Origin of the sequence: Chloracidobacterium sp. (assembly GCA_016716305.1) — a bacterium.
GTDB lineage: Bacteria > Acidobacteriota > Blastocatellia > Pyrinomonadales > Pyrinomonadaceae > OLB17.
Map to the genome: position 1 here is coordinate 1 of JADJWP010000002.1, position 24,118 is coordinate 24,118.

Sequence of the window (24,118 nt, forward strand, 5' to 3'; positions counted from 1 at the left end):
TTTTAATCTTCTCTCACTTACACATTTATTAATATTCTAGACGGGAATAATCTCGACCAGTTGGTCTGCAAGATGGTTGCAGTCTTCCCGGCTTAGCCAGCTGCTCATAGTTAGTCACTGACACGCAAAAGGCTGATTTCGATGTTGGAGCAATCGTGAGAGGTTGTGATTCACCTCAGGTTGGTTGGGGTGCGAGAGGTCGTGAGTTCAAATCTCGCCGTCCGATTAATCTCATATGCCCGCTGCCGTATCGAGGCTGCGGGCATATTTCGATAGGACGCAGCGTGCTTGCATCGATGTTGTTTTCTTCTGCTGATTCCGGCATTTCAGCAACGTCGTTCTTAGCCCCGTCCTTCGGCGGATAGATCCTGTTCGATATCTTTACCAATACAAGCTGGTCAAGGAAAACAACGGCGCCGAAACCGACACAAAGCATCAGGCCAGAAACGGGCCAAGTATATAACTGCCGGAATCGAGATCGTTTGCGCGTAGGAACGACGCCGCGAGACCGAAAGCCAAAAATACTTGATGACGACAAAGACACCGAAGTACAAGAACGTTGTCCACACGCCTAAGCCCGCAACGTGCGGGCAAGAATGAAATTCGCGATCATGAGAAAAACGACCGTCGTTAACCAAAGAAAGGTCCAGCCGATCGCATCAGAAGTATTAAAACCGGCAATTGCCGCGGTCGGTGAACCAGATACTTCGCAGCCAGCTCCACGAATAACAGGTGATAGATGCGAGTATCAGCGTAAACGCAGCCAAAGCGGTGATATAGACCCTGTTCCACATATCCGGGATATTTAGCAACAAGGGGCGAGAAAGAAAAAAAGCCGTCGATCTGACGGCTAAGAGAGCGATCGTGAATTTGTACTTCCCGATCAACGCGGCTGAACGGCCGCGAAGATCGTCGATCCTTTCGCGAAACAAGGAGCAAGACCCGGCTTGGCGCCGGCGATTCTGCAACGCCGACTGACCGCCTCGGTGTCGTAAACGGCTGACGGTTCACTTCCAGCAAAATCCCCGGCTGATGCCAGCGTCGGCCGCAACGCCGTTCGGGTCGACCTCCGAGGACGACCGGGCGCAGCCCTTCGGTCTCAGTACCGGAACCGAATTGTTTTGCGATCCGCGGCGTGATCGGCCGCAGCGTCAGCCCGAGCTTTCCTCCCGGAGCCGATCGTTCCGGTGCATTGTTCTCGTTGTTCTGCATCGGGGCGACCGATGATGTTTCAGTGTCAAATCTGTCGAGAGTGGCGGTCAGATCCTGGCTGGTTCCGTCACGCAGGATCGTTAACTTGATCTCGGGTTCCGGCAGAGTTCCGGCGACCTTATTGCGGAGAGACGTTACCGTCATCGATCTTGTCACCGTTGACGGCCGTTATGATGTCACCCCCGCTTGACGCCCGCTTTCTCGGCCGCACTTCCGGGCCGAACGTTGCTCCGCTAAGACGCCTGCAGAATCCTTCAGATCAAGTGCCCGGGCCGTGTCACCGGTGATGTTCTGTATGTTAACGCCAAGCATGCCGCGGCGAACCTTTCCGTTGCTTAAAAGCTGTTCCATGACACTCTTGGCCATGTTCGACGGTATCGAAAATCCGATACCGATGTTTCCGCCTGACGTTGAAAGAATCTGCGAATTGATGCCGATCAATTCGGCATTAAGATTGACCAATGCCCGCCCGAATTCCACGATTGATCGGGGCATCGGTCTGCAGAAAATCTTCGAAACTTCCGTCGCTCAGGCCGGTACGTCGGCCTTTTGCCGAAATTATCCCGCCGTCACGGTCTGTCCGATGCCGAGGGATTTCAATCGCAAGCGATATCGCCGACGCGCACCGAATCGGAATTCCTAGAGTCAGGAACGGCATGTTCTGAGCCTCGATCTTCAGAACCGCGAGGTCGCTTGGCTTGTCGAGACCGACAAGCTTCGCCTCAAACGTCTTGTTGTCATTCATCAAGACTGTGATGCTGTCGGCACCATCAATGACGTGAGCATTCGTTAGTATCGTGCCGTCCGCACTTACGATCACGCCCGAACCCATGCCGCGTTCGACCGGCGGACGCTGTCCGCCGCGAGGCGATGGAAGCTGTTGAAAAACTCGTCGAAAGGCGACTGTGGTTGCAGGCTGTTGGGCCTGAGGCGGGCGATTGCGTTGTTCGGCTTCGATACGGACAACGGCCGAAGATGTCTTTCAACGACGTCCGCGTACGATGTCCGAACGCCATCCACGACCAGCGGCGGCGGTGGAGCTGAAGGCTGAACAGGAATTTCTCCGGTTTCACCACTGCTTCAGCAGACCGGTCTTGCAAGAGACCGTTAATACAACCAAAACAAGAACTGAAAGCGAAAGGAACCGATTAAAACTCATTGATTCTTTCTCCAAATAACTGTAGGCAGGATTTTACCGCATCCCACGGTAGCTTTAAACTCTCGTCCTGCTTTACGACGCGATTCACAAAGTTTCGCGAAAACTTGATCCGCAAGAGCCGTTCACATCATTCCGGTGACCTTTGGCGTTTCACCATCGAAGATATAAGCAAGCGTTTTGTATACCAGTTTTGAACAAAGGAACGCAGGAGAATCGTATGATTCGACGTAGGAATATTCGACGAGATCCATACCGACGACGTTCTTCTTTCGGCAAGCTTGCGTATCAACGCCAACGTTTCGTACCAGCCTAATCCACCCGGTTCCGGTGTTCCGGTCGTAGGAACAATGCTCGGATCCAGTCCATCTATATCGATCGTCAAGTAAACGTTTTCGGTCAGGCCGTCGATCGCTTCATCGATCCAGTCCATTTTTCCAACGATGTCGCGAGCCCAAAAGATCTTTGTTGGCAAACCATCTGCGATCGCACGGGCTTCGTCGGCCGAAATCGAACGAATCCCGACCTGCACCGAAGGGATACGGAGATCTTTCACGACGCGGGCCATGATCGAAGCATGCGAGTGCGGGTGCCGTCATATGTATCGCGGAGGTCAGCATGGGCGTCGATCTGCAAAACACTCAGGTCATGATATTTCTCGGCATGAGCCTTGGATTATCGGAGCCGAAACCGAGTGCTTCTCCAAGCATGCAGACGAATTTTCCGCGCCGAGCAGTTCTTTGAGAACGAATAAAGCTCGTCCATCATCACTTCCGGTGAGGGCCGCGGTTTGAATTCGTCAAGGGTATGGATACCGATCTTATATACTTCGGAATCGGTCTCGTCGTCGTAAAGCTCCATATTACGAGAGGCATCGACAATGGCCATCGCTCCGGGAGCCTGTACCGGTACCGTATGAGACCGTACCCTCATACGAGACAGGGAGAATCAGCACACGTGCAGAATCAAAAGACGAGAATTGCTCCTCGTCTATTCCACCGAAATTCATTGGCAAGCTGGCACTTTCAGACATATCTTATGGCACATCTATCGAAAGGTCTTTGCCCGCAAAGCTGAAATTCGGCCGTTTGCGACCTTTCATGAATTTTGCTGCTGTTTGCGAAAGAGCGGTAATTATCATCGGCAATGCGATCGATGGGTCACTTGGGGACGTAGGCGGTCGTGGCTCCGCGATGGAGTTTGCCGAAAACTTCGCGGTGTGTGCCGCCGAACGATGGTGTACGCGTTTCCAGCGGAGCGGAATCGGTCGTGATCGAGATCGCATATCTGTAGGCCGCGGGCGGTTGTCCGAGTAATGTAAGACGACACTTCGCCGATATTGACCATGTTCTGAGCGTTAATGCTGCCTAGCGTGATGATGCCCGAATTCCGCGTTTTTTGCGCGATCTGCATCATTTCCATCGTATCCTGCGTCGTATCAAAAGTTAACTGCAGTTTCTTCTCAAACTTTGCACGTGCGATCCCAACCGAAAGCTCGGTTCCGGCGATGTCGGGGCAAAAGACCGGGATCCGGGATTTGTAAGCAGCGGTCATAATGCCGTCTTCGTGTGCGATCTCAGCCAATTCTCGGCCCATCAGGTGAAGAAACTCACGAACGGAATACGACCGCGTCGTTTCCAGCTGATTGATGACGCTGCCGATCCATTCATCGGCTTCCTGGTACTCGTCTCGATTAGCAAGCGTGTCACCGATACGTGCTACATCAGCAGCTTCAAGTTCTTCATCGCTCATACTCGGATGCTTGATAATGATTGCGTCCAAGTGTTTCGTGTATGTCGTGGTACAAAACGGTGCCGGACATCACAATGACGTCGACGAAACGGTTCTTGATGACATAAGCTATCAACCGCCGCATTCCGGAAGGGATCAAGTTTCCCGAACCGCAAAGGTAAATCGTCGAGTTGTCGTCGAGCATATCGAGCCAGATCCGGTGGGCTTCGGCCAACTGTTTTGCACCAAAGCCTGCTCCTTCCATTTTTCCAAAAGGCCCGCGACCGAACGGTCACGGTCGATGGGAACCGGCTTTGTCGGCACGGTCAGGAATTTTGAGGCCTTGGTCTTCTTTTGAGCTACCATATTTTCTCCAAATCAATAAGTTTGCAAATATTCAAAAATCGTTCGAACGGTACCGATCTCATTCAGTGCCGTTAGGCAAAAGGTATGTGTAACTTTCACCTTGAGTTTCGTAAAACTCGATAAGCTGATTGCCCTCTTTTGTCGAGAGGTCGCCGTCTTTGATCCTTTTCATCACCGCCCGGCGAAACTGGTCGTGCAGCTGGTCGGTATCATAACGCACAGCGCCGAGTGCATCCGCAAGCGTCGCTCCGTAGATCACTTTGCGGATTATGTGCCATCTTCGCCGATAAAGATGTGAGCTTCGTGCGGGACGCCAAAAAGGTTGTGATTATTGCCCATCACTTCCTGGTAGGCGCCAACGAGCATCATTGCCAAACAATACGGCCCGTTCGGAGTTAGCTTGTGAAGCTCGAGGACCGGCTTTACGTCATGAAGATCCACGAATTTGTCCACAATGCCGTCAGAATCGCACGTGATATCACAAAGGGTAGCATATTCCGTCGGCTTTTTGTTGAGTTTATGTATTGGGATTATTGGGAATAGCTGTTCGGTTGTTCCAATTATCAGGCATCGAACGGAAAACTGAAAAGTTGGCCAGATACTTGAAGCACATCAGCTTCCTAAGGTCGTTGAACTCTTCGGATACATACTTTTCAACTGGGCAAATTGATCTGCCTTTTCGCAAATATCCCAAAACAGAACTTCGCCTTTCCCTTTGTCCTCAAGAGTGATGAGACCGAGATTGAACATCGTGAAAGCTCCTCACGGTGTTCGAGAGCGTCATGATAGTATTCGCGATAGTTCTTGCTCGTGATCGTTTCGCGTAAGTCATGCAGTTCCTTAACGACCTGAGGATCGTCGAGATCAACGGTCATCGGTGAAATATCTTCAACGACAGTCTCGATCTCGTCCTGAATGTTGGTCACAAGGATCGCGTGATAAGCAGAAAGGTATCTCCCCGATTCCTGGATTATTGTCGGGTGAGGTACATTCTCGTCTTCACAGACCATCTTGATCATGTAAATCACGTCGTTGGCAAACTCCTGAGCATTGTAATTTGCCGAGGATTCGAATGATGTTCGCGAACCGTCGTAGTCCACGGCCATACCGCCGCCAACATCGAGATATTCGATCGGTATACCCATCTGATGGATCTTAGCGTATGTCCGCGCGGCCTCTTTCATCGCATTTTTAATGCGTTTGATATCGGTAAGCTGCGATCCGATGTGAAAGTGGAGCAGGCGGAGCATGTCGACCCTGCCGGCTTCCTGTAATTGCCGAATCACATCAAGGATCTCTGTGGTGGTAAGACCAAACTTAGCGGCTTCACCGCCGGATTTCTCCCACTTTCCCGATCCTTTCGAATAGAGTTTGACCTGGACACCGATCATCGGCAGTTTTGTTTCCGGGTTCTCGTTCGTTTCTTCCGCAACAAGCGAGGGTATGGGTCAACTCGCTCATCTTCTCAATGACGATGACCACGTTCTTGCCTGCTGCCGCTCCCGCGAAAGCAAGTTTGACGAAATCACGGTCTTTGAACCCGTTGAGAACAAGAAGGCTGTCTTTAGATTGCTCAAGCGCAAGAGCCGCATACAATTCGGCCTTCGAGCCAGCCTCAAGCCCAAAGTTATATCGCGAACCTTCGCGAAGGTACTCTTCTACGACTGCACGATTCTGGTTTACCTTCATCGGATATACGCAGAGGTGGCCGCCTTCATAATCAAACTCCTTGATCGATTTCTTGAACGCTGACTGAAGTTTCCGGATCTGACCAAAAAGCAGTTGTGGAAACCGAAGCAGTACCGGTGTGTTTACGCCCCGTTTACTGAGGTCGTCAATTATCTCCTTTACGTCCGCGGTGAGGTTCTCGTTTTCAGGTGATCTGACTACGAGGTTGCCTTTTCGATTTACGCCAAAATATCCGGCGCCCCAATTATCGATTCCGTAGGTCTCGATCGTCTGTTCGATGATTGAACTCACTTTTAGTTACTCCGCGCACGAAAATCTAAGTTGTCTGAAAAAGCAATAAAAACTATAAGTGTATGAAAAAACGAACAAAAAACAAATAGGTCAACGAAACAAAGTTTTTACGCCGATAGTTGCGCGTGCCTTAGGCGTTCGAAGTTCTGGCACGTCCTTGCAAACTCGACTGATCTGAGTGCGGTCGTTAGTGGAAATCACCGCCAAAAGTCAGCAAATATGGGACTTCTTGTAGATATTTTCAGAAATTGATAATCATTCTGGCAAAAAATGGTGGCAAAAAGTGTCACACGATTTATTCGGAAGGAATTTGAGGTTGTTATGAAGAATAGTCGAAATGAAGGGTTTTCATTGATCGAATTATTGATAGTGGTGGTTATTGTCGGCGTGATCGCGGCGCTTGCTGTGCCGTCACTCCGACGGGGTATCCGTGCGGCCGAGAACGGGACCACGTTCGCAACAATGCGGACGATCTCGTCGGCCAAGTTGGATTCTTTTCGCGGAATGGCCGATTTGCCCGTGTATCCGAGCTGAACAACCAGAGTTCGACGGTATTCGGTACCACAGCCGGTGATAGGGTCGTCCGGGGACGTTATACATTCGAGATGACACCCGTGACTCCGACCGATGCCGAATTACGAAACTCATTTACTCTGACCGCTACTCGAATGGTCACCGATGACACGATCTACAAATACGAGTTGACGCAATCAGGGGAAATTGTACAAATTTTGCCTTAAGTCCTCACACCGTGTTCTCCCACACCCTTATTTCCCGCCGTAAGACCCCGCCCCACCAAGGTGCAAAAAATGAATGTTTTCGAAGACCTCATTGAAGAACTAAAAGAGGAAAACCTGCTCGAGGAGACTGTGATCGACATCGAGCGGTCGAAAGTTAGACCTCTCGCGATCGAAGAGGTGCCCGCGGAGACCGACCCGATAGCTGACACGGAGGAAGACTCGTTCGCATTTGCAGAATCTGACGAGCCCGGATCAGACGTTCAGCCCGACATTGTTCCAGATCCGATCATTGAGAGCGGGGAAGTTACACCGGATGACGATGACGACGACGTGGTAGAACCGGCTATTGCCGATGTGCCCGAAATCGCGAGATCGCTGAATCCGCGAGACTTTTTCCGTAAACGAGCGGTCGACGAAGTCTCGAGCATGCAGATGGTCGAGCACGTACTCTCCGGCGTTGAACGCGAACACATGAAGGTCGTGCCCGAACCTTACGACGATCTCGAAGCAAAAAAGGCCTTACATCGATTTCTTCAGGTAACCGACGATCCGCAATCGGCGGCTTCGGCTGAAGCGGAATATCAGTTACTTCAGGAAACGCAGAATTGGTATTCTGGCTCGCTGAACGTGACAAAGCGATATCCGTAGCGAATATCAGACGCTTTTGTGAAAACTCACGCCCGGTGCTGAGTTCGCAGGCATTGATGGCGCTTGCCCGGTTTTATCGAAATTCGCCTTTCAACGAATCTGTCCGAGGGAAGTTCGATTTCGTGATGACACGCCTTTTTGCACGCGAGGTCGATAGCGAAAAGCGTCTGCTGTTGTTTGGCCGTAAGGAAATGATCGGCCACATAAAGACACTCTACGAAAACTGGTCGAGCATCGAGCTTTTTACACACGAAGAGAACCAAGCCGAGATCGCACCCGTTGTTGCGAAATTCACCCATTTTGCTGGCGAGGCAGAACATTCCGAGTCGCTCGATGCGCTGCTGAAAACCGACATTTTTGAACGTATCAGGGTCTTCAAAGAAGACATCGGCGAACTGTTCTTTGCACCGGAGGTCGCTGCGGCCGCGATCGATTGTAATGTGCGCGTAGGGAATCGATTCATCGACCTTATCGCCGCAGCGCGCGGAAGTCAGCCGGTTGCCGAGATCGAGGAAAAGTACGGATATAGCTACGACCAACTGATCTCGAACACGACGGGCAAGACCCTGCTTCTCGTTGATCTCCTCCGCGGGTCGGACGACTTAGCCGCGGACATGGATGAGATCGATTTTACGTCTGCGATCCCTAATACTCCGGCTAAGCAGGCGACCAAAGCCAGTTCAGATCGGTCAAGCTTGAAATTTGAGCTTTTCGGTGTGAACAAGTGGTTTCTTGCAGCCACGATCCTGATCCTTCTCGTAAGCGTTGGAGTTTACGTATGGGCCGATATGTTCGCGGGAAGCCAGGCCAATGCGGTGGTCGCGAAAGACATTGATATCTCCGCCACCGAGCTCAAACAACACCTGCGGATGGCACGGGCGACAAATGAGACGCTTTACTGCGTGATCGAACCGTCGTGGGATGGCCTTAACGAGGACGCACAAAAAGAATTTCTAAAGAAGGTTCTCGATTTCGCGGGGAAAAGAGGATTGAAAAAAGTGAACCTTCTTAACTACAAAGGACGATCGGTAGCATATGCTGCAGAAGACAGGCTCGAACTCCTCGGCCCATCTTGATGCTTTTGTTGCAATATTGAAGTCCCACACTCGGAGGCGGCAATTTGCCGCCTCATTTTTTTTAACTGCTTTGAGTAGATGTGCGATCGTTGAAACCCGTGAGATCCGACCCACCTTGTAGGATCTGTGCTTCAACAATTCGCTCGAAAAAAAAGAAAATTTGTCCGAATCGTATTTTACTTGAGCGAACACCGGAATGCCGATGCTTAACAGCGACCACTTTTATTGCATTTCTTTTTGGATTTTGCGTAAATAGAGGTATTCCAAAGTTATTCGCCCGAGATCAAACGTAAACTCAGATATTCCGATTTTTGTATGCAGGAATTCACCGACCAAATGCCCTCGGACATCAAGCGCTATCCGATGGTTCCGATTCGTGACGTAGTTATTTTTCCTTATACCAAGGTTGCTTTCAAAATAGGGCGACCAAGCAGCGTGAAAGCTCTTGAAGAAGCAATGACGGGCGAGCGATATTTTTCTCGCGACCCAACACGATGCGACGATCGACGAACCGCAGGCCGACCAGATCTATCCGGTCGGGACGCTTGGCAGAATACTCCAGGCTCAGCGACAGGAAAATGGTCAGATCAAAGTCGTTGTAGAGGGTCGCGAACGAGGTCAATCGGTCAGGGTCGAGCAGGATTCCGAGGGTATGTTCTTTGCCCATGTCCGAAAGATACAATCGACCGATGAATCGGGATTCAGGACCGACGGACTGCTGCAGAAGATCCATACATTGGTTGAGCAGTTTCTGCGTGTTTCGCCCGATGCTTACACCGACGCTTTACACGCATCGCTGCGAGGAATTTCGGCAGCACAAATCGCCGACGCGATGTCTTCACATCTCCGCATCGGGGTCGAAGAGAAACAGGAACTGCTCGAGACGTTCTCGGTGTCGGAGCGCCTTCAGAAACTGATCGACATTCTTGAGGCCGAGATCGAGAAACGTCAGCTAGATCGCACGATCCATTCGCGAACGAAAAAGCAGATGGACAAACATCAGCGTGAGTACTATCTGAACGAGCAGATCAAAGCGATCCACAAGGAACTCGGCCGAAAGGACGAAAAAGCCGAACTCGAAGATCTAAAGAATCCGGGCGTCGGAAAGACGTCGCTCGGAAAATCGATCGCAAATGCGACCGGACGAAAGTTCATGAGACTCGCACTTGGAGGCGTTCATGACGAGGCCGAGATCCGCGGACATCGTCGGACGTACATTGGTGCATTACCTGGCCAGATAGTTCAGCTGATGAAGCGTGCGGGAACGGTTAACCCGGTGATCCTGCTAGACGAGGTTGACAAGCTAGGCCGCGATTTCCGCGGAGATCCGAGTGCAGCACTGTTGGAGGTCCTCGATCCGGAACAGAACAACACATTTCGTGATCATTACCTTGATGTCGACTACGACCTCTCGAACGTGTTCTTCATAGCCACAGCGAATGTTTTGCACACCATTCCACCCGCTTTGCAAGACCGTCTTGAGATACTCAACCTATCGGGGTACACCGAGCGTGAAAAACTTGAGATCGCAAAACGCCATTTGATCTCCAAGCAGTGCGAGAATACGGGTATCGATCCTGAAAAGGTAAAATTTACTGATGACGGCATCCTGGAAACGATACGTCATTACACACGTGAGGCCGGAGTTCGAAATCTCGAACGTGAGATCGGTTCTTGTCTTCGAAAGATCGCGAGGAAATATGTCGTCTCTGACACTAAGGACGATTTTAAGGTCGTCATCGACGCCGAAAAAGTTCGCGAACTGCTCGGGACCATCCGTTTCCGCAAACAGGACATTGCCCGAAAGAGCGAGATCGGGCCGTGAACGGACTCGCCTGGACCGAGGTAGGCGGCGATGTTCTCCAGGTCGAGGCGACGCTTGTTGCCGGTAAAGGCGAGGTTACTCTAACCGGTAAACTCGGCGAGGTGATGCAGGAATCTGCACGTGCTGCTCTGACGTGTGTTCGTTCGAGGGCCGAGGAACTTGGGATCAACCCGAACGATTTTCGCGAAAAAGATCTACACATCCACGTTCCGGAGGGTGCGATCCCGAAGGACGGCCCTAGTGCCGGCATCACGATCGCGACGGCGATGGTCTCGGCGCTGACACGTACCAAAGCGCGCCACGATGTTGCGATGACGGGAGAGATCACGCTTCGCGGTAAGGCTGCCCCGATCGGCGGTGTGAAAGAAAAGCTGCTCGCGGCCCATCGATTCGAGAACAAGACGCTGATCCTATCTAAAGAGAATGAAAAGGATCTTGCAGACGTTCCAGAAGAGGTTCGCGAAGACCTTACGATCCACACTGTCGATACCGTCGACGAAGTACTCCGGTATGCACTTGAACCGACGACATCCGAAACAGTCATTACTGCGGCACCGGTTTGGGAAGTAGATAAGAACCCGGCAGATATTTCTACGAATGTAGAGTAAGCTTGATCGGGAATGAAAATAGCCTCAGCCGAATTTGTCAAAAGTGCCTTCGAACGCAGCCACTGGACGGATGACGGACTTCCAGAGATCGCATTTCTTGGACGGTCTAACGTTGGAAAGTCGTCGCTCCTTAATTCGCTATTGCAGCGAAAAGGGCTTGCAAGGACATCCAATACGCCCGGCCGGACCCAAAGCATCAATTTCTTTTTGGTCAACGGATCGTTCTATTTCGTCGACCTTCCCGGATATGGTTTTGCGCGCGTTTCGAAAACAATGCGTTCCGACTGGGGCAAGATGGCAGAGGACTACCTCTCCGAACGCGAAAACCTCGCTCTCTGTATCCAGTTGGTCGATTCGCGACACGATCCGACGCAGCTTGACCTGCAGCTCTACGAATGGCTGATGCATCGCGAAACGCCATACCTGGTCGTAGCGACAAAGGCCGATAAGCTGTCGAATAATCAATTCGCGAAGCAACTGCAGATCATAAAGGCGAAGATGCCAGGGCCTGAGGTGATCGGGTTCTCAGCTGTCTCAGGTAAGGGCCGCGAGGCACTTTGGTCAGAGATCGATTCGTCCGTAAAAAGTTAAAAAAAGAGTTGCTTTCTTGCTGTTAATGTAGTAATAAATAGGTATTCCCTAAAACTCGAGGGTTGACGGAAGAGCGCGTCGCTCATTTCTGTTGCAATACTACATACATATCCATACGAATTTCTCCGCGTTTGATTTTCAAATCATTTCGAATGGCATTCCGGTTTGATTTAGTTTGAAACTACAAAGCGTTGGAACTCAACAACGTTACTCCGACACAAAACGGAAACAAAAATGGCAACCAAAACCACCACATCCCGCAGGTCGAAACCGGAAAGGCCGGACGAAGAATCGACCGAGTCTGAATCGGTCAAATCGACCGAAGAAACCGTCGATCAAAACAGCTCAAAGGCGTCGAACAGCAACAACAATGCTAATGGCGACCTTCTGAACCTTGCCGATCTAAAGGACATGTCGATCAGCGAACTCACCCATATCGCCAAAGAAATGGGCATCGAAGGAGCGACCGGCCTGCGAAAGCAAGAGTTGATCTTCAAGCTGCTCGCTGCTCAAACCGAGAAAAGCGGGCTGATCTTTTCGGAAGGTGTCCTTGAAACGCTGCCCGACGGCTTCGGATTTCTTCGCGCCCTGAGTATAACTACCTCCCAAGTACCTGACGACATCTATGTAAGCCCCTCGCAGATCCGCAAGTTCGATCTTCGAACCGGCGATACGGTCTCTGGCCAGATACGTCCGCCAAAAGAAGGCGAGAGGTATTTTGCATTGATCAAGGTCGAGGCGATCAATTTCGAAGCTCCCGAAACATCGCGTGAAAAGATCTTTTTCGACAACCTCACACCGCTTTATCCTGATGAGCAGTTGAAGATGGAGGTCGGTCCGGAGAATATTTCGGCCAGAGTGATCGATCTCGTCACGCCTATTGGTAAAGGCCAGCGTGCCCTGATCGTTGCACCTCCGCGTACGGGTAAGACAGTTCTGCTTCAGACAATTGCGAATTCGATAACCGAGAATCATCCTGAGGTCACGCTGATCGTTCTCCTTATCGACGAGCGACCGGAAGAGGTCACCGACATGCAGCGTTCGGTCAGAGGCGAGGTCATCTCGTCGACCTTTGACGAACCGCCGACGCGTCACGTCCAGGTTGCAGATATGGTGATCGAAAAGGCCAAGCGTCTTGTCGAACATAAACGCGATGTCGTCATCCTTCTCGATTCGATTACGCGTCTCGCACGTGCCCATAACGCTGTTGTCCCGCCATCCGGCAAGATCCTTTCAGGCGGTATCGATTCCAACGCCCTTCAGCGTCCCAAGCGTTTCTTCGGAGCGGCCCGCAATATCGAAGAAGGCGGTTCGCTGACGATCATCGCAACGGCCCTGATCGATACCGGCTCGCGTATGGACGACGTGATCTTTGAAGAGTTCAAGGGTACGGGCAACTCTGAGATCCATCTTGACCGCCGTTTGTCCGACAAGCGTCTCTTCCCGTCGATCGACCTCCAGCGTTCGGGTACGCGTAAGGAAGAACTGCTCTTGAGCAAAGAGGATCTCAACCGCATTTGGGTCATGCGTCGGGTTCTCAATCCGCTTTCGCCGGTCGAGCAGATGGAAGTGGTTCTGGAACGCCTAAGCAAGACGAAGACCAACGCCGAGTTCCTCGCGTCAATGCAGACCTAGTGGCCTGCCGCGTCATTATGGCCTTCCTGATCTTGCGGGCCAGGTCAACGAAACGGAGAATGCGGTACGTCCGGGTTCTCCATTTTCAATTTTCGGTTCGAAATTCGTATGCGTGTAGCGGTCATATCTGCCGAGGCGGTTCCTTATTCAAAGACCGGCGGTCTTGGCGACGTTGCGGGTGCATTGCCCAAAGCGTTGAAAGCCGTAGGCATCGATTCGGTCGCTCATCACGCCCTGTTACTGGCAGACGAAAGGCGAACATCTCTGGAACACTGCGTTCGATGATCTGGCGGTCGACTGGAAAGGTGGAATTTATCCCGCCAAGGCGTTTCACAGCGAAGCGAATGGTTCACCGACGTTCCTGATCGACGCTCCGTCGCTGTTTCACCGCGATTCGATCTACGGTTTTCGGGAGGATCACGAGCGTTTCGCGTTTTTTAACCACGCCGCGCTCGTCCTGCTCAAACGCCTCGGCACACCGCCCGATATAGTCCATTTGAACGACTGGCATTGCGGATTCGCGGCTGTCGAGCTTGCTTCGGCGAGACGGCACGATCCCTTTTGGCGAAACACGCGGACGGTCTTTTCGATCCACAATATGGCTTACCAGGGCGGCTTCAGTTCCGAAGAGCTTTTTAAGTTCGGCTTTAGCAGCGACCTCGCACGCAACGCTTTCGCATTTAACGGTTACGCTTCGGCGATGAAGGCCGGCCTCGCGGTTTCTGATACGCTCTCGACCGTTTCCCGCCGCTATGCCCAAGAGATACAGACGCCTGAGAATGGTTATGGCCTCGATTGGCTTACCCGGCAGCGTGCATCGAGGCTGATCGGCATCACCAACGGCGTCGATTACGAGGTCTGGGATCCCGCGACCGACGCCGGCTCCCGGCAAATTACAGTATCGACGACCTCAGCGGCAAGCGTGTATGCAAACGCGTCCTGCTCGAACGCTTTTCGCTGCCTGTCGATCTCGAACGCCCGATCTTTGCCAATATCACCCGCCTCACCGCACAAAAGGGTATCGATCTGATGATGCAGGCCGCCGGCGAGATACTTGCTGCCGGTGCGTATATCATCTCGCTCGGTTCAGGCGAAAAGCAGTACGAAGATTTCTGGCAGCGTCTGCGTGATCACGCTCCGCATCAGGTCGGTGTCTATCGCGGATACAGCGAACCGCTTGCCCATTTGATCGAGGCCGGAGCCGACCTCTTCATGATGCCGTCCAAATTCGAGCCATGCGGCCTCAACCAGATGTACAGCCTGCGTTACGGCACGATACCCGTCGTTCGTGCCGTCGGCGGCCTTGACGATACGGTCCAAAATTGGGACGCCGTCCATTCGACCGGCAACGGCTTCAAGTTCGGCCCTTACAACGCTCAGGCATTTGCCGAAAGCATCTACGAAGCCCTCTTCGCCTACGCCGATCCCGAATCGCGTCTCCGCATCCAACGAAACGGCATGGCGATCGATAATTCATGGGAGAACGCGGCCCGTAAATATGTCGAACTATATTCATGGACGCTGAGCTGATCAATTTACTCGTGGTCGATCACGAGATCACACTACGTCGCCTGGAAGAGACCGACGTTGATCAAATGTTCGGTCTGGTCGACAGCAACCGCCAACATTTGCGGGATTTCATGCACTGGATGACACCGGACTATTCGATAGAATCGGCACGTGAGTTTATTCAGAACGCAAAAGATGCAGTCTTGGCACGTAAGGCATTGAGCTTTGGTATCTTTCGAAAAGACAAATTGATCGGTGCTGTCGGGTTTGTACAGTTTGACTGGAATTCACGCAAAAGCGAGATCGGGTACTGGATCGACAAGGCTGAGGAAGGTCAAGGTATCATTACGAGATCCACTGCTCTTTTGATCGAATATGCATTTGAAGAATTGAAGCTAAATCGCATCGAGATCCGTTGCGCGGCCGAGAACACTAGAAGTGCCGCGATCCCAGAGCGGCTTGGATTTCTACGGGAAGGCCGGTTGCGCCAATCCGAGTATCGCAACGGCAGGCTTCACGACTTCGATGTGTACGGTCTCCTCGCGGACGACGAACGTGTTTGGTAGAATGAGGGGTGATCCCCTAAAAGGCGTACGCGTTCAAAGGTTTTGGAGAGAATGATTTCGCCCTGACCGAGGTCTGGGCTGCTGCAAATATGATCATTGTGATAATCGGTGCCCAGTGGGGCGACGAGGGAAAAGGAAAGGTCGTCGATCTGCTCGCAGATCGCTTTGACATCGTTTCGCGGTATCAGGGCGGACACAATGCGGGGCACAGCGTCTATGTCGGCGATAAGGCGTTCGTGCTACGGCTGCTGCCTTCGGGCATCATCCACCCAGACAAAACGTGTGCGCCGGCAACGGCATGGTCATTGACCCGAAGGCATTTTTCGAAGAGGTCGATCAGATCGGCGAGCAGGGCATCGAGGTAACACCCGAAAGGCTGAAAGTCTCGAGCCGTGCACACCTCATAATGCCTTATCACCGTGCATTGGACCACACATCCGAAGAACGCCTCGGCAATGAAAAGATCGGGACGACGCTTCGAGGGATCGGGCCGGCTTACGAGGACAAAGCGGGCCGCCGCGGCATCCGTGTCGCCGATGCGATGTCGCCCGAACTGCTGAAACTTCGAGTCGAACGCAATCTCGAAGAAGCCAACCGCATTATCGTCCTTTTCGGCAATCAGCCGCTCAGGGCTGACGAGATTCTCGACGAGATCACGCCGCTCGTTGAAAGGCTCAGGCCGTTCGTCTGCGAAACCTCGCACTTCCTTGCCGAAGCCCGTAAGCAGAACAAGAAGATACTTCTCGAAGGGTCTAGGCGACGCTGCTTGACGTAGATCATGGGACATATCCGTATGTCACATCGTCAAACCCGACGGCCGGCGGGGCTTCGGTAGGTGCGGGCATTCCTCCGCACCATATCACCGGCGTGCTTGGCATCGTTCGTACATATGCGACACGCGTCGGTGAAGGGCCGTTCCCGACCGAAATGATCGACGCCGAAGAAGACATGGCAGATCTCATCAGGCAGCGTGGGAACGAATATGGTTCGGTGACCAAACGTCCGAGGCGTTGCGGTTGGTTCGACGCGGTTGCTACGCGATATGCTGCAGAGCTGAACGGTTTTGATTCGATCGCCCTTACAAAGCTCGACGTGCTGGACGAACTCGATGAGATAAAGGTCTGCATCGGTTATGAGATCGACGGACGCCGTGTGGACACCTTTCCGGCCGTTTCGCACGACCTCAGGAACATCAAACCGGTTTACGAGACGTATAAGGGATGGCGATCTGACACCGTCGGCACGACCGAGTTCGACAAACTGCCGGCAAAGGCGCAGGAATACGTAAGGTTCCTTTCGGATCAGATCGGCGTTGAGATCGGCCTGATCTCGACCGGTCCCGAACGCGATCAGACGATAATACTTCACGAATCAGTGATGGAAGGCTGGTTCAAGAGCTGAGATGAGCGAGGTTCTCGAGGTGAGGATCGTGACGTTTGACCAGTCGCTGGCAAAGGCCTTCGCCGACCTCAATTACGAGTGGATCGAGCGATTCTTCGTCGTTGAGAAACACGACCGCGAGATACTCGAACGCCCAAAAGAACTCGTTATCGACCGAGGAGGGCAAATATTCTTCGCAATGATCGGCGACCAGGTCGCGGGAACGGTCGCGTTGATAAATGCGGACAGCGGGTCGTTTGAACTTGCCAAAATGGCCGTCTCGCCTGCCTTTCAGGGCAATGGGATCGGCGACCGTCTGATCGAAGCCTGCGTTGAGCACGCCGAAGCATCAGGCAAGCGGCGGCTATTCCTGCTTTCGAATACCAAACTCCGGCCTGCCATCATTCTCTATCGCAAACATGGCTTTACCGAGACGATGCTCGACGAACGTTCGCCCTACGAACGCGTCGATATTTGCATGGAATTAGACCTCGCGACCCATTGATTTACAAAATCATCTAACCACAGACAGATGACCGACACCTTCTAACGATAGTTACTTGCCATCGAACGGCTCAGATTGTACAATTTTGAATTCGGTCGGGGAACGACCCCGGCAGGAACGTGGTCCGATAGCTCAGTCGGTAGAGCAAATGGCTTTTAACCATTGGGTCCCAGGTTCGAGTCCTGGTCGGATCACCATTATCTGCAACAGTTAAGGCCAGCATGACGCCGGCCTTTCTACTTCACGCACCCATTTACTCACCTTTTCGAATCAATACGGGTTTTCTTCGTAAAGAGAATCTGCGTTTTTAACGATCTTAACGCTGCGATTTCAGATCGACTTTCGAAATGTAAACGCCATTCTGAACACACTTAATAGAAGACGACGATTCCCAGAAGGCGCCTTTTGTAGCTGCGCCAAATGATGGACAATCACGAACCGGAGCCCTAACCGGACTGCTGGCCAGGCCAAGCTCCGGGAGGCCGAACCCGCGCAAGTATTTATTATGCGATTACGCAATAAACTTCATTTCCTACGCCCCTTTGTGGCTTGATCACTTTTCGCATGGGGGAACTGAATCTTCCATCCCGAACTGCCGCACCCTGCTCGATCGCCCTCACTCCCTCAAAACTCATGCTTTTGGTATAATATTGAAATCGAGGTATAACCTACGTGCTGAATACTTATCACCGCCCATCATTTTCTTATCGGGCGATCGTCGATAATGGGCATCGATTGGTTGCAAAATAAGAATTTCTTCACAAAGTTTGCATCTGCGAGCAGCTCTGTCACGAAAGTGGGAGTTAGGGCGTCACTTTACATCAAAATAAGGCAGCTCGGCCGCGTGCCGTCGGGATGAGATCGAAACGGATTAGCTCAAGTTTTAAGCTTGTTGGCATATTGTTCCTATCTGGGGCGCAATTTGGTCTGATCGTGCTTGCTCTAGAAGTGTGCGTCGTCGCCGCAGCGTCCAATTCAGTTAAGGGAGATTTCATTGTCCGCAAATGGACTACTGAAGAGGGGCTTCCGCAGAATACGGTAACCTCGATGGTGCAAACAGAGCACGGCTATATTTGGCTGGGAACGTTTGGGGGCCTGGCACGGTTTGATGGAGTGACGTTCAAAATATTTGACTCGACTAACGCGCCGGGCCTTCGGAGCAACCGTATTCTCTCCTTGTATGAGGATCGATGGAAGCGTCTTTGGATCGGCACTGAAGCCGGGGAGGTGTATACCTTAGCTGACGGAAACTTCATCGAGTTTCAGTCAGTTCCCGATTTCAAAAGAACGGTTGTTTGGCAGTTTTTGGAGGATGACAATGGAAGGCTATTCATCGCATCCGACGCAGGGCTCGAACGCGTCGAGTTTGGGCAGGATGGCTCTGTTATTCCGGATTCGATAAAAGTTCTATCGCGCCAGAGAGCCTTCCAACTTGCCAAGGGCCCCGGGAACACAATTTGGACGTCGAACGGAAAGGCGTTCATATTGCAAGGTGAACAGCTAGTAAGAGCGGATACATTGGGCCTTCGAATCCCTAAAGATATCATCAGTCTCGATTTTTCTAACGATGGAAGAATGCTTGTGGGGACGGTCTCGTCTTTCGGATGGTTTGAGAACGGCAAATTCTCCGATATCGAGACCACAAGCTCGAAAGACAAGCTTGCAGGGTGCACTCCTGCCTTCAGGTCCACCGAACTTTGGTGCCAAAAAGGCAGCAAATTGCACGAATTCAAAGACGGCAATATCGTCACCTACGATCTGAACGAGTTCGTCACTGACGGAACCCGCCAGTTGTTTTTCGACCGAAGTGGCAATATTTGGCTGGCTACGCAATCAGATGGGCTTATCTGCCTCTCTCCAAGGAAAATCAGTCTTGTCGGGGATATGACGGATCTTGACGTATGGGCTCGTTATGCAGTTGCGGAAGACTCGGAACGAGGGGTTTGGTTGGCTGGTCATAACCTGCTGAGGGTAAGAAATGGCAAGGTGCAGAAGATCGACATGAATCCTGCCGCGCCTGGCGAACTGATAACCTCCCTCGCAGTCGATCGAAACGGAGTGATATGGGCGGGCGGGGCGGCTGCACTGTACACGATCAAAAACGGAAGGCTGTTGAAGATTCCAGGATTCATTCCTGGCCGTACTCATTCTTTATACTTCGATAAGAATGCGGCTCTTTGGATCGGAACGCAGAACGGGCTTTGGAGGTTTAAGGACGGCAGCTTCACCAAATTCACTACCAACGACGGTCTTGTCGGCGACAGCGTTCACTTCATCACTCAAAGCCGGGACGACGCAATTTGGATCGGGACGATGGCCGGGGTCAGCAGATTCAAAGATGGGAGATTTGAGAACCTCACAACGGAGAATGGGCTGACCAATAATTATGTCAGGGAGATAATTGAAGATAGCGATGGAACAATTTGGCTCGGTACCTATGGCGGCGGAATAAATCGACTGCGCAATGGAAGGATTAATGCCGTAACAACCGGGCAGGGACTGCATGATAACTATGTTTCGCGAATACTTATCGACGAAACGAATAAGTTCTGGGTACTAGGAAACCTCGGGGTCTTTTCGGTGACTCGAGAGGAGCTCAATTCGGTGGCTGACGGCATAAGCAGTTCACTCGTCGGCGGTCTTTTTACCGCTGCGGACGGAATGAAAAGCAGCGAGGCAAGTGGCGGAAATCAGCCGGCGGGCATTAGAGCGAAGGATGGCCGTCTGTGGTTCCCGATGATCAAGGACGTCGTCATCATCGATCCGCGGGAACTAAATTACGAGCCGCCCAAAGTGTTGATCGAATCTGTCAGTACACAGGTCGGCGATTCGATCCCATCTCTTAGCGAGGGTTCTGCGCTTAAAGATCGAATACAACTCGGAAGCGGAGCTAGCAATCTTGAGATCAAATTCACCGGTATTGAGTTCACTCACCCTGACCGTATAAGGTTCTTCTACAAACTCGAAGGACTCGACCAGCATTGGGTTGATGCGGCGGGCAGGCGAACTGCCACTTATCCGTATCTTCCGAGTGGATCCTACGTATTCCGTGTTAAAGCAATTAGTACAACCGGTGTTTGGAGCGAAGAAACAGCATCGGTCGAGATAAATGTTGCTAAACGGTTTTGGGAGACCGGGCTGTTCTTGCTTATGTGCGCAGCGGCGATACTGCTGACGGTCTACTTCGGCCACAAGATCCGTGTCGCTCGTCTTGAGGCCCGCCAGCGGCAACAAGAGGACTTTACGCGGAGCCTTATCAGATCTCACGAGTCTGAAAGGCTGCGGCTTGCGGGCGAGCTTCATGACGGGATCGGCCAAAGCCTCCTCATTATGCGAAATTGGGCGGAGTTCGGTCTGAAGCACGACTCGTTGGATAACGAGGCTAGAAATCATTTCGAGCAAATCTCCGAGGTCGCGTCGAACACTTTGGCGGAAACACGGGCGATCGTGGGCAATCTTTCACCTCAGAATCTCGAACGATTCGGATTGAGCGAGGCGGTAAGAAGTATCGTCTATCAGATCGAGCGATCATCGGGAATCAAGTTTGAAACGCGAATCGACGACGTGGACGACCTGCTCTCGAATGAGTCCCAATTGGCAGCCTATCGGAGTCTTCAGGAGTGTTTGAACAATGTGGTCAAGCATTCGGGGAGTCCGACGGCCACCGTCGAAATGCGCCGAGCCGCATCCGGCGTGGAGGTTCGTGTCGAAGACGTAGGGAGAGGTTTCGATAGCGAGTACATTTTTGACGAAGATTCAAGCGGTGCGGGGTTTGGGCTAAGGAACATTGGACAGCGAATTCGTCTTCTCGGCGGCTCTATCAGTATCGAGTCGGATCCCGAGAAGTTAACACGTGTAGTTATCTGGATACCAAAGGATGGGACGTAAGAATATCAAAGTTGTCATCGCGGACGATCATCCGATCTTTCGGAGCGGCCTGGTATCTGTTTTCAGCCAGCAGTCCGACATCGAGATAGTTGGTGCGGCGGCGAATGGCCATGAGGCTCTCAGCCTGATCAAATCATCTGAAGCGGACGTTGCGATCCTCGACGTCGATATGCCCGAGCTCGATGGAATTGAGACCGCCCGGCAATTAAAGGAAGCGTTTCCGAGCGTCGCGGTGGTTTTTCTCACGATGCATCGGGATACGACGATCCTCCGTTCAATGAAGACTCTCAATGCCAAGGGTTATGTCCTCAAGGATTCCGCCCTTAATGACATCGTAGACTGCGTCAGACGGGTCTCAAAGGGCAAAACATTTATTGGAACAGGTTTGGATGAACTGGTCTTGGAAGCGGTGGATTCGCTCTCACTGCGGAGTGTTCCACAACTCGCGAGGCTTACCCAAACGGAATTGCAAATAATGCGTCTCGTCGGGGAATACAAGACAAGCAAAGAGATCGCACAAGAATTATTTGTAAGTATCAAAACGATCGAGACCCACCGCTACAACATTTGTCTGAAACTCGGAATTTCGGGTCCGCACGCCTTGCTCGCGTTCGCGGTCGAACACCAAAGGCACCTCGAAAACCTCGCCGGATAAGTACTTCTACCTAGAATATTCGGGGACTATCCGTATTCAATACAGGGCAGGAATCTCCTAAACTTCTATTTCACTCAATGACACGAGGTCCGCTTATTGCGGTGCATCTGCCGAATTTGGAGGAATATGAAGTTTCGCGTTCTCGCTCTGGCAACCCTGTTTGTCTGCCTCTGTACTGCAGACCATTTCGCGCAGGATCTCTACAAACCTCGGAACGTGAAAGCGGCCTATGCAGCTGGCCTACGGTCTAAGGACGGAAAGCCGACCGCTAAGTATTTTCAGAATAGTTCGGCCCACAACATCAAGATCTCGGTGAATCCGCCGAGCAGGTACGTCTCTGGCTCCCAAGAAATTGTTTACAAGAACAATAGTCCGTTGACGCTTGACCGGCTCATAGTTCGTCTTGAAATGAATGCACACGCGCCGGAATCTGCTCGTGAGAGGAACGTTGATACGAAACAACTCACTTCGGATGTGGTGATCACCGAATTCGCCGAGAACGGGGTGGTTCGACCATGGAAACCGCTTCTCGATATCAAAGGAATGTCGCTGAACGCCATTGGCCTCGAGAAGCCGATACCACCGGGCGGAGCGACGACGCTTTCCTTCAAGTGGGTCTACGAACTCGCTGAAAAACCCGATCGTGATGGGGCGATCGATCCGACGACCTTCTATATTGCCTATTTCTATCCGCGGGTGGCAGTTCTAAGTAATGTTGACCGTTGGGACACCGATCAGCATTTGCTGGGCGGACACGAGTTTTTTGGCGATTTCAACGACTACAACGTAGAGGTGAACGTACCGAAGAATTTCATAGTTTGGGGGACTGGAACCCTCATCAATATCGATGAGGTCCTTCAGCCAAAACATGCCGAACGCCTAAAGCGGTCGTTCACAAGTGACGCGGTGATCAATGTCGCATCGCTCGCCGAGGTCAGGGCAGGAACGGTTACTGCTCAAACACCCACCGTCACGTGGAAATGGCGATCCGAGAATGTCCCGGACGTGGTTTACGGACTCAGCGATCACTACATCTGGGATGCAAGCAGTATCGTGGTCGATAAGAAGTCCGGCCGTCGAGCCAGCACTCAGGCTGCCTATGACGAGACATCGAAGAACTTCACCGAAATGGTGACATACATCAAATCGGCTCTCGACTTTGCGTCGAACGACTGGCCAGGAATTCCTTATCCGTACCCAAAGATGACCATCTTCCGCGGCACAGCCGACATGGAAGCCCCGATGATGGCCAATGACAGTTCCCAAGAGGACCCTAAGTTTCAGCATTTTATCGCCGCACACGAGATCCTGCATACCTACTTTCCGTTCTTTATGGGCATCAACGAACGCCGCTATTCCTTTATGGAAGAAGGATGGACGACCGCCTTCGAGTACGGTTTTAATCAAAAGCGCTTCGGTCAGCCTTTTACGGACGATCTATTCAAAAAGATCCGCGTTGCCAACTGGGTAAATAACGCCGACCCTTCTGCCGATCTTCCAATAATGACGCCCGAGCATGCAGTCTCCGGATTGGTCCAAACCTATGGAGATAACAAATACGGTAAGGCGGCCCTTGGTTATCTTGCCCTCAAGGAACTGCTCGGGGATACCGACTTTCGGAAAGGCCTGCACGGATTCATGAATGACTGGAACGGTAAGCATCCGATGCCGTGGGATATGTTCTACAGCTTCAACACACACACTGAGAAGGATCTGAATTGGTTCTGGAACGCCTGGTTCTTCTCGCACGGGTATATCGACCATGCGATCGTCGATGTCAGGGCAGAGCAAGGCGGCACAATAGTGATGCTGAAGAATATTGGCGGCTACCCTGCACCAGCGAATATGGTCGTGACGTTTACAGATGGATCATCAGAAACGATCCGCCAAGGTCCGGATATTTGGAGGAAAAACACTAAGGAAGTCGAAACTAGGATAAACGTGCCGAAGTCGGTACGCTCGATCGTTCTCGACGGCGGAATATTCATGGACGCGAACGCGGCCGATAACAAGTGGCCAAGGTGATCGGCAACGGCCATGGGCAATG

General features: G+C 51.9%; 21 protein-coding genes, 1 tRNA gene and 3 pseudogenes. 16 read left to right on the forward strand and 9 right to left on the reverse strand.

Annotation, left to right across the window (positions count from 1 at the left end):
- Window positions 1–630 precede the first annotated feature (630 nt).
- From IPM28_01900 to speA, 9 genes and pseudogenes are all read right to left on the reverse strand, one after another.
- Window positions 631–1,356: a hypothetical protein gene (locus IPM28_01900; protein MBK9171746.1), complete on the reverse strand. Its 726-nt coding sequence runs from the start codon at window positions 1,354–1,356 to the stop codon at window positions 631–633.
- A 24-nt stretch (window positions 1,357–1,380) separates the two neighbouring features.
- Window positions 1,381–1,707 (reverse strand): hypothetical protein, encoded by a 327-nt coding sequence (locus IPM28_01905; GenBank protein ID MBK9171747.1) that lies wholly within the window; start codon window positions 1,705–1,707, stop codon window positions 1,381–1,383.
- Window positions 1,661–2,044 carry a trypsin-like peptidase domain-containing protein gene (locus IPM28_01910; protein ID MBK9171748.1) on the reverse strand — a complete coding sequence of 128 codons (384 nt, stop codon included), beginning with the start codon at window positions 2,042–2,044 and terminating at the stop codon, window positions 1,661–1,663. The genes IPM28_01905 and IPM28_01910 overlap by 47 nt, the downstream gene beginning before the upstream one ends.
- Before the next feature lie 454 nt (window positions 2,045–2,498).
- Complete coding sequence (locus IPM28_01915; GenBank protein ID MBK9171749.1) at window positions 2,499–2,924, reverse strand: arginase family protein; 426 nt, start codon at window positions 2,922–2,924, stop codon at window positions 2,499–2,501.
- Window positions 2,921–3,013, reverse strand: a complete 93-nt coding sequence (locus IPM28_01920) for a hypothetical protein (GenBank protein MBK9171750.1) — start codon at window positions 3,011–3,013, stop codon at window positions 2,921–2,923. Before IPM28_01920 ends, IPM28_01915 begins: the two co-directional genes overlap by 4 nt.
- 30 nt (window positions 3,014–3,043) lie before the next feature.
- Window positions 3,044–3,301 (reverse strand): hypothetical protein, encoded by a 258-nt coding sequence (locus tag IPM28_01925; protein MBK9171751.1) that lies wholly within the window; start codon window positions 3,299–3,301, stop codon window positions 3,044–3,046.
- Window positions 3,302–3,505: 204 nt separating this feature from the next.
- Window positions 3,506–4,120, reverse strand: coding sequence for a deoxyhypusine synthase family protein (locus tag IPM28_01930; protein MBK9171752.1), 615 nt, complete (start codon window positions 4,118–4,120; stop codon window positions 3,506–3,508).
- Window positions 4,110–4,364, reverse strand: coding sequence for a deoxyhypusine synthase family protein (locus tag IPM28_01935; GenBank protein ID MBK9171753.1), 255 nt, complete (start codon window positions 4,362–4,364; stop codon window positions 4,110–4,112). The genes IPM28_01930 and IPM28_01935 overlap by 11 nt, the downstream gene beginning before the upstream one ends.
- Window positions 4,365–4,523: 159 nt before the next feature.
- Window positions 4,524–6,445: pseudogene (speA, locus tag IPM28_01940) on the reverse strand (biosynthetic arginine decarboxylase).
- A gap of 321 nt (window positions 6,446–6,766) precedes the next feature.
- On the opposite strand from speA, the gene IPM28_01945 reads away from it, so the two are divergent.
- The 16 genes and pseudogenes from IPM28_01945 (at window position 6,767) to IPM28_02020 (ending at window position 24,096) form a co-directional block, all read left to right on the forward strand.
- Window positions 6,767–6,979, forward strand: coding sequence for a prepilin-type N-terminal cleavage/methylation domain-containing protein (locus IPM28_01945; GenBank protein ID MBK9171754.1), 213 nt, complete (start codon window positions 6,767–6,769; stop codon window positions 6,977–6,979).
- Between the two features lie 275 nt (window positions 6,980–7,254).
- Entirely contained in the window at window positions 7,255–7,833 is a 579-nt protein-coding gene (locus IPM28_01950; GenBank protein ID MBK9171755.1) for a hypothetical protein, read from the forward strand.
- The gene (locus IPM28_01955; protein ID MBK9171756.1) at window positions 7,791–8,909 is read left to right on the forward strand and encodes a hypothetical protein; all 1,119 of its coding nucleotides are present in this window, start codon (window positions 7,791–7,793) and stop codon (window positions 8,907–8,909) included. The genes IPM28_01950 and IPM28_01955 overlap by 43 nt, the downstream gene beginning before the upstream one ends.
- A 363-nt stretch (window positions 8,910–9,272) precedes the next feature.
- A pseudogene (gene lon / locus IPM28_01960) lies at window positions 9,273–11,342 on the forward strand (endopeptidase La).
- A 12-nt stretch (window positions 11,343–11,354) separates the two neighbouring features.
- On the forward strand, window positions 11,355–11,933 hold the full coding sequence (locus IPM28_01965; GenBank protein ID MBK9171757.1) for a YihA family ribosome biogenesis GTP-binding protein: 579 nt from the start codon (window positions 11,355–11,357) through the stop codon (window positions 11,931–11,933).
- Window positions 11,934–12,167: 234 nt separating this feature from the next.
- Window positions 12,168–13,568, forward strand: a complete 1,401-nt coding sequence (gene rho / locus IPM28_01970; protein MBK9171758.1) for a transcription termination factor Rho — start codon at window positions 12,168–12,170, stop codon at window positions 13,566–13,568.
- A 108-nt stretch (window positions 13,569–13,676) separates the two neighbouring features.
- Entirely contained in the window at window positions 13,677–13,853 is a 177-nt protein-coding gene (locus tag IPM28_01975; protein ID MBK9171759.1) for a glycogen/starch synthase, read from the forward strand.
- Complete coding sequence (locus IPM28_01980) at window positions 13,783–14,598, forward strand: glycogen/starch synthase (GenBank protein MBK9171760.1); 816 nt, start codon at window positions 13,783–13,785, stop codon at window positions 14,596–14,598. The genes IPM28_01975 and IPM28_01980 overlap by 71 nt, the downstream gene beginning before the upstream one ends.
- Complete coding sequence (locus IPM28_01985) at window positions 14,598–15,098, forward strand: glycosyltransferase (GenBank protein ID MBK9171761.1); 501 nt, start codon at window positions 14,598–14,600, stop codon at window positions 15,096–15,098. Before IPM28_01980 ends, IPM28_01985 begins: the two co-directional genes overlap by 1 nt.
- On the forward strand, window positions 15,083–15,643 hold the full coding sequence (locus tag IPM28_01990; GenBank protein ID MBK9171762.1) for a GNAT family N-acetyltransferase: 561 nt from the start codon (window positions 15,083–15,085) through the stop codon (window positions 15,641–15,643). The genes IPM28_01985 and IPM28_01990 overlap by 16 nt, the downstream gene beginning before the upstream one ends.
- 89 nt (window positions 15,644–15,732) lie before the next feature.
- A pseudogene (locus IPM28_01995) lies at window positions 15,733–17,044 on the forward strand (adenylosuccinate synthase).
- A gap of 1 nt (window position 17,045) precedes the next feature.
- Window positions 17,046–17,528, forward strand: a complete 483-nt coding sequence (locus IPM28_02000) for a GNAT family N-acetyltransferase (protein ID MBK9171763.1) — start codon at window positions 17,046–17,048, stop codon at window positions 17,526–17,528.
- 121 nt (window positions 17,529–17,649) lie between these two features.
- Window positions 17,650–17,725: transfer RNA gene (locus IPM28_02005), tRNA-Lys, on the forward strand.
- Between the two features lie 658 nt (window positions 17,726–18,383).
- Window positions 18,384–21,416, forward strand: coding sequence for a hypothetical protein (locus tag IPM28_02010; GenBank protein MBK9171764.1), 3,033 nt, complete (start codon window positions 18,384–18,386; stop codon window positions 21,414–21,416).
- Window positions 21,406–22,071, forward strand: coding sequence for a response regulator transcription factor (locus IPM28_02015; GenBank protein MBK9171765.1), 666 nt, complete (start codon window positions 21,406–21,408; stop codon window positions 22,069–22,071). Before IPM28_02010 ends, IPM28_02015 begins: the two co-directional genes overlap by 11 nt.
- 126 nt (window positions 22,072–22,197) lie before the next feature.
- The gene (locus IPM28_02020; GenBank protein ID MBK9171766.1) at window positions 22,198–24,096 is read left to right on the forward strand and encodes a M1 family metallopeptidase; all 1,899 of its coding nucleotides are present in this window, start codon (window positions 22,198–22,200) and stop codon (window positions 24,094–24,096) included.
- Window positions 24,097–24,118: the final 22 nt, after the last annotated feature.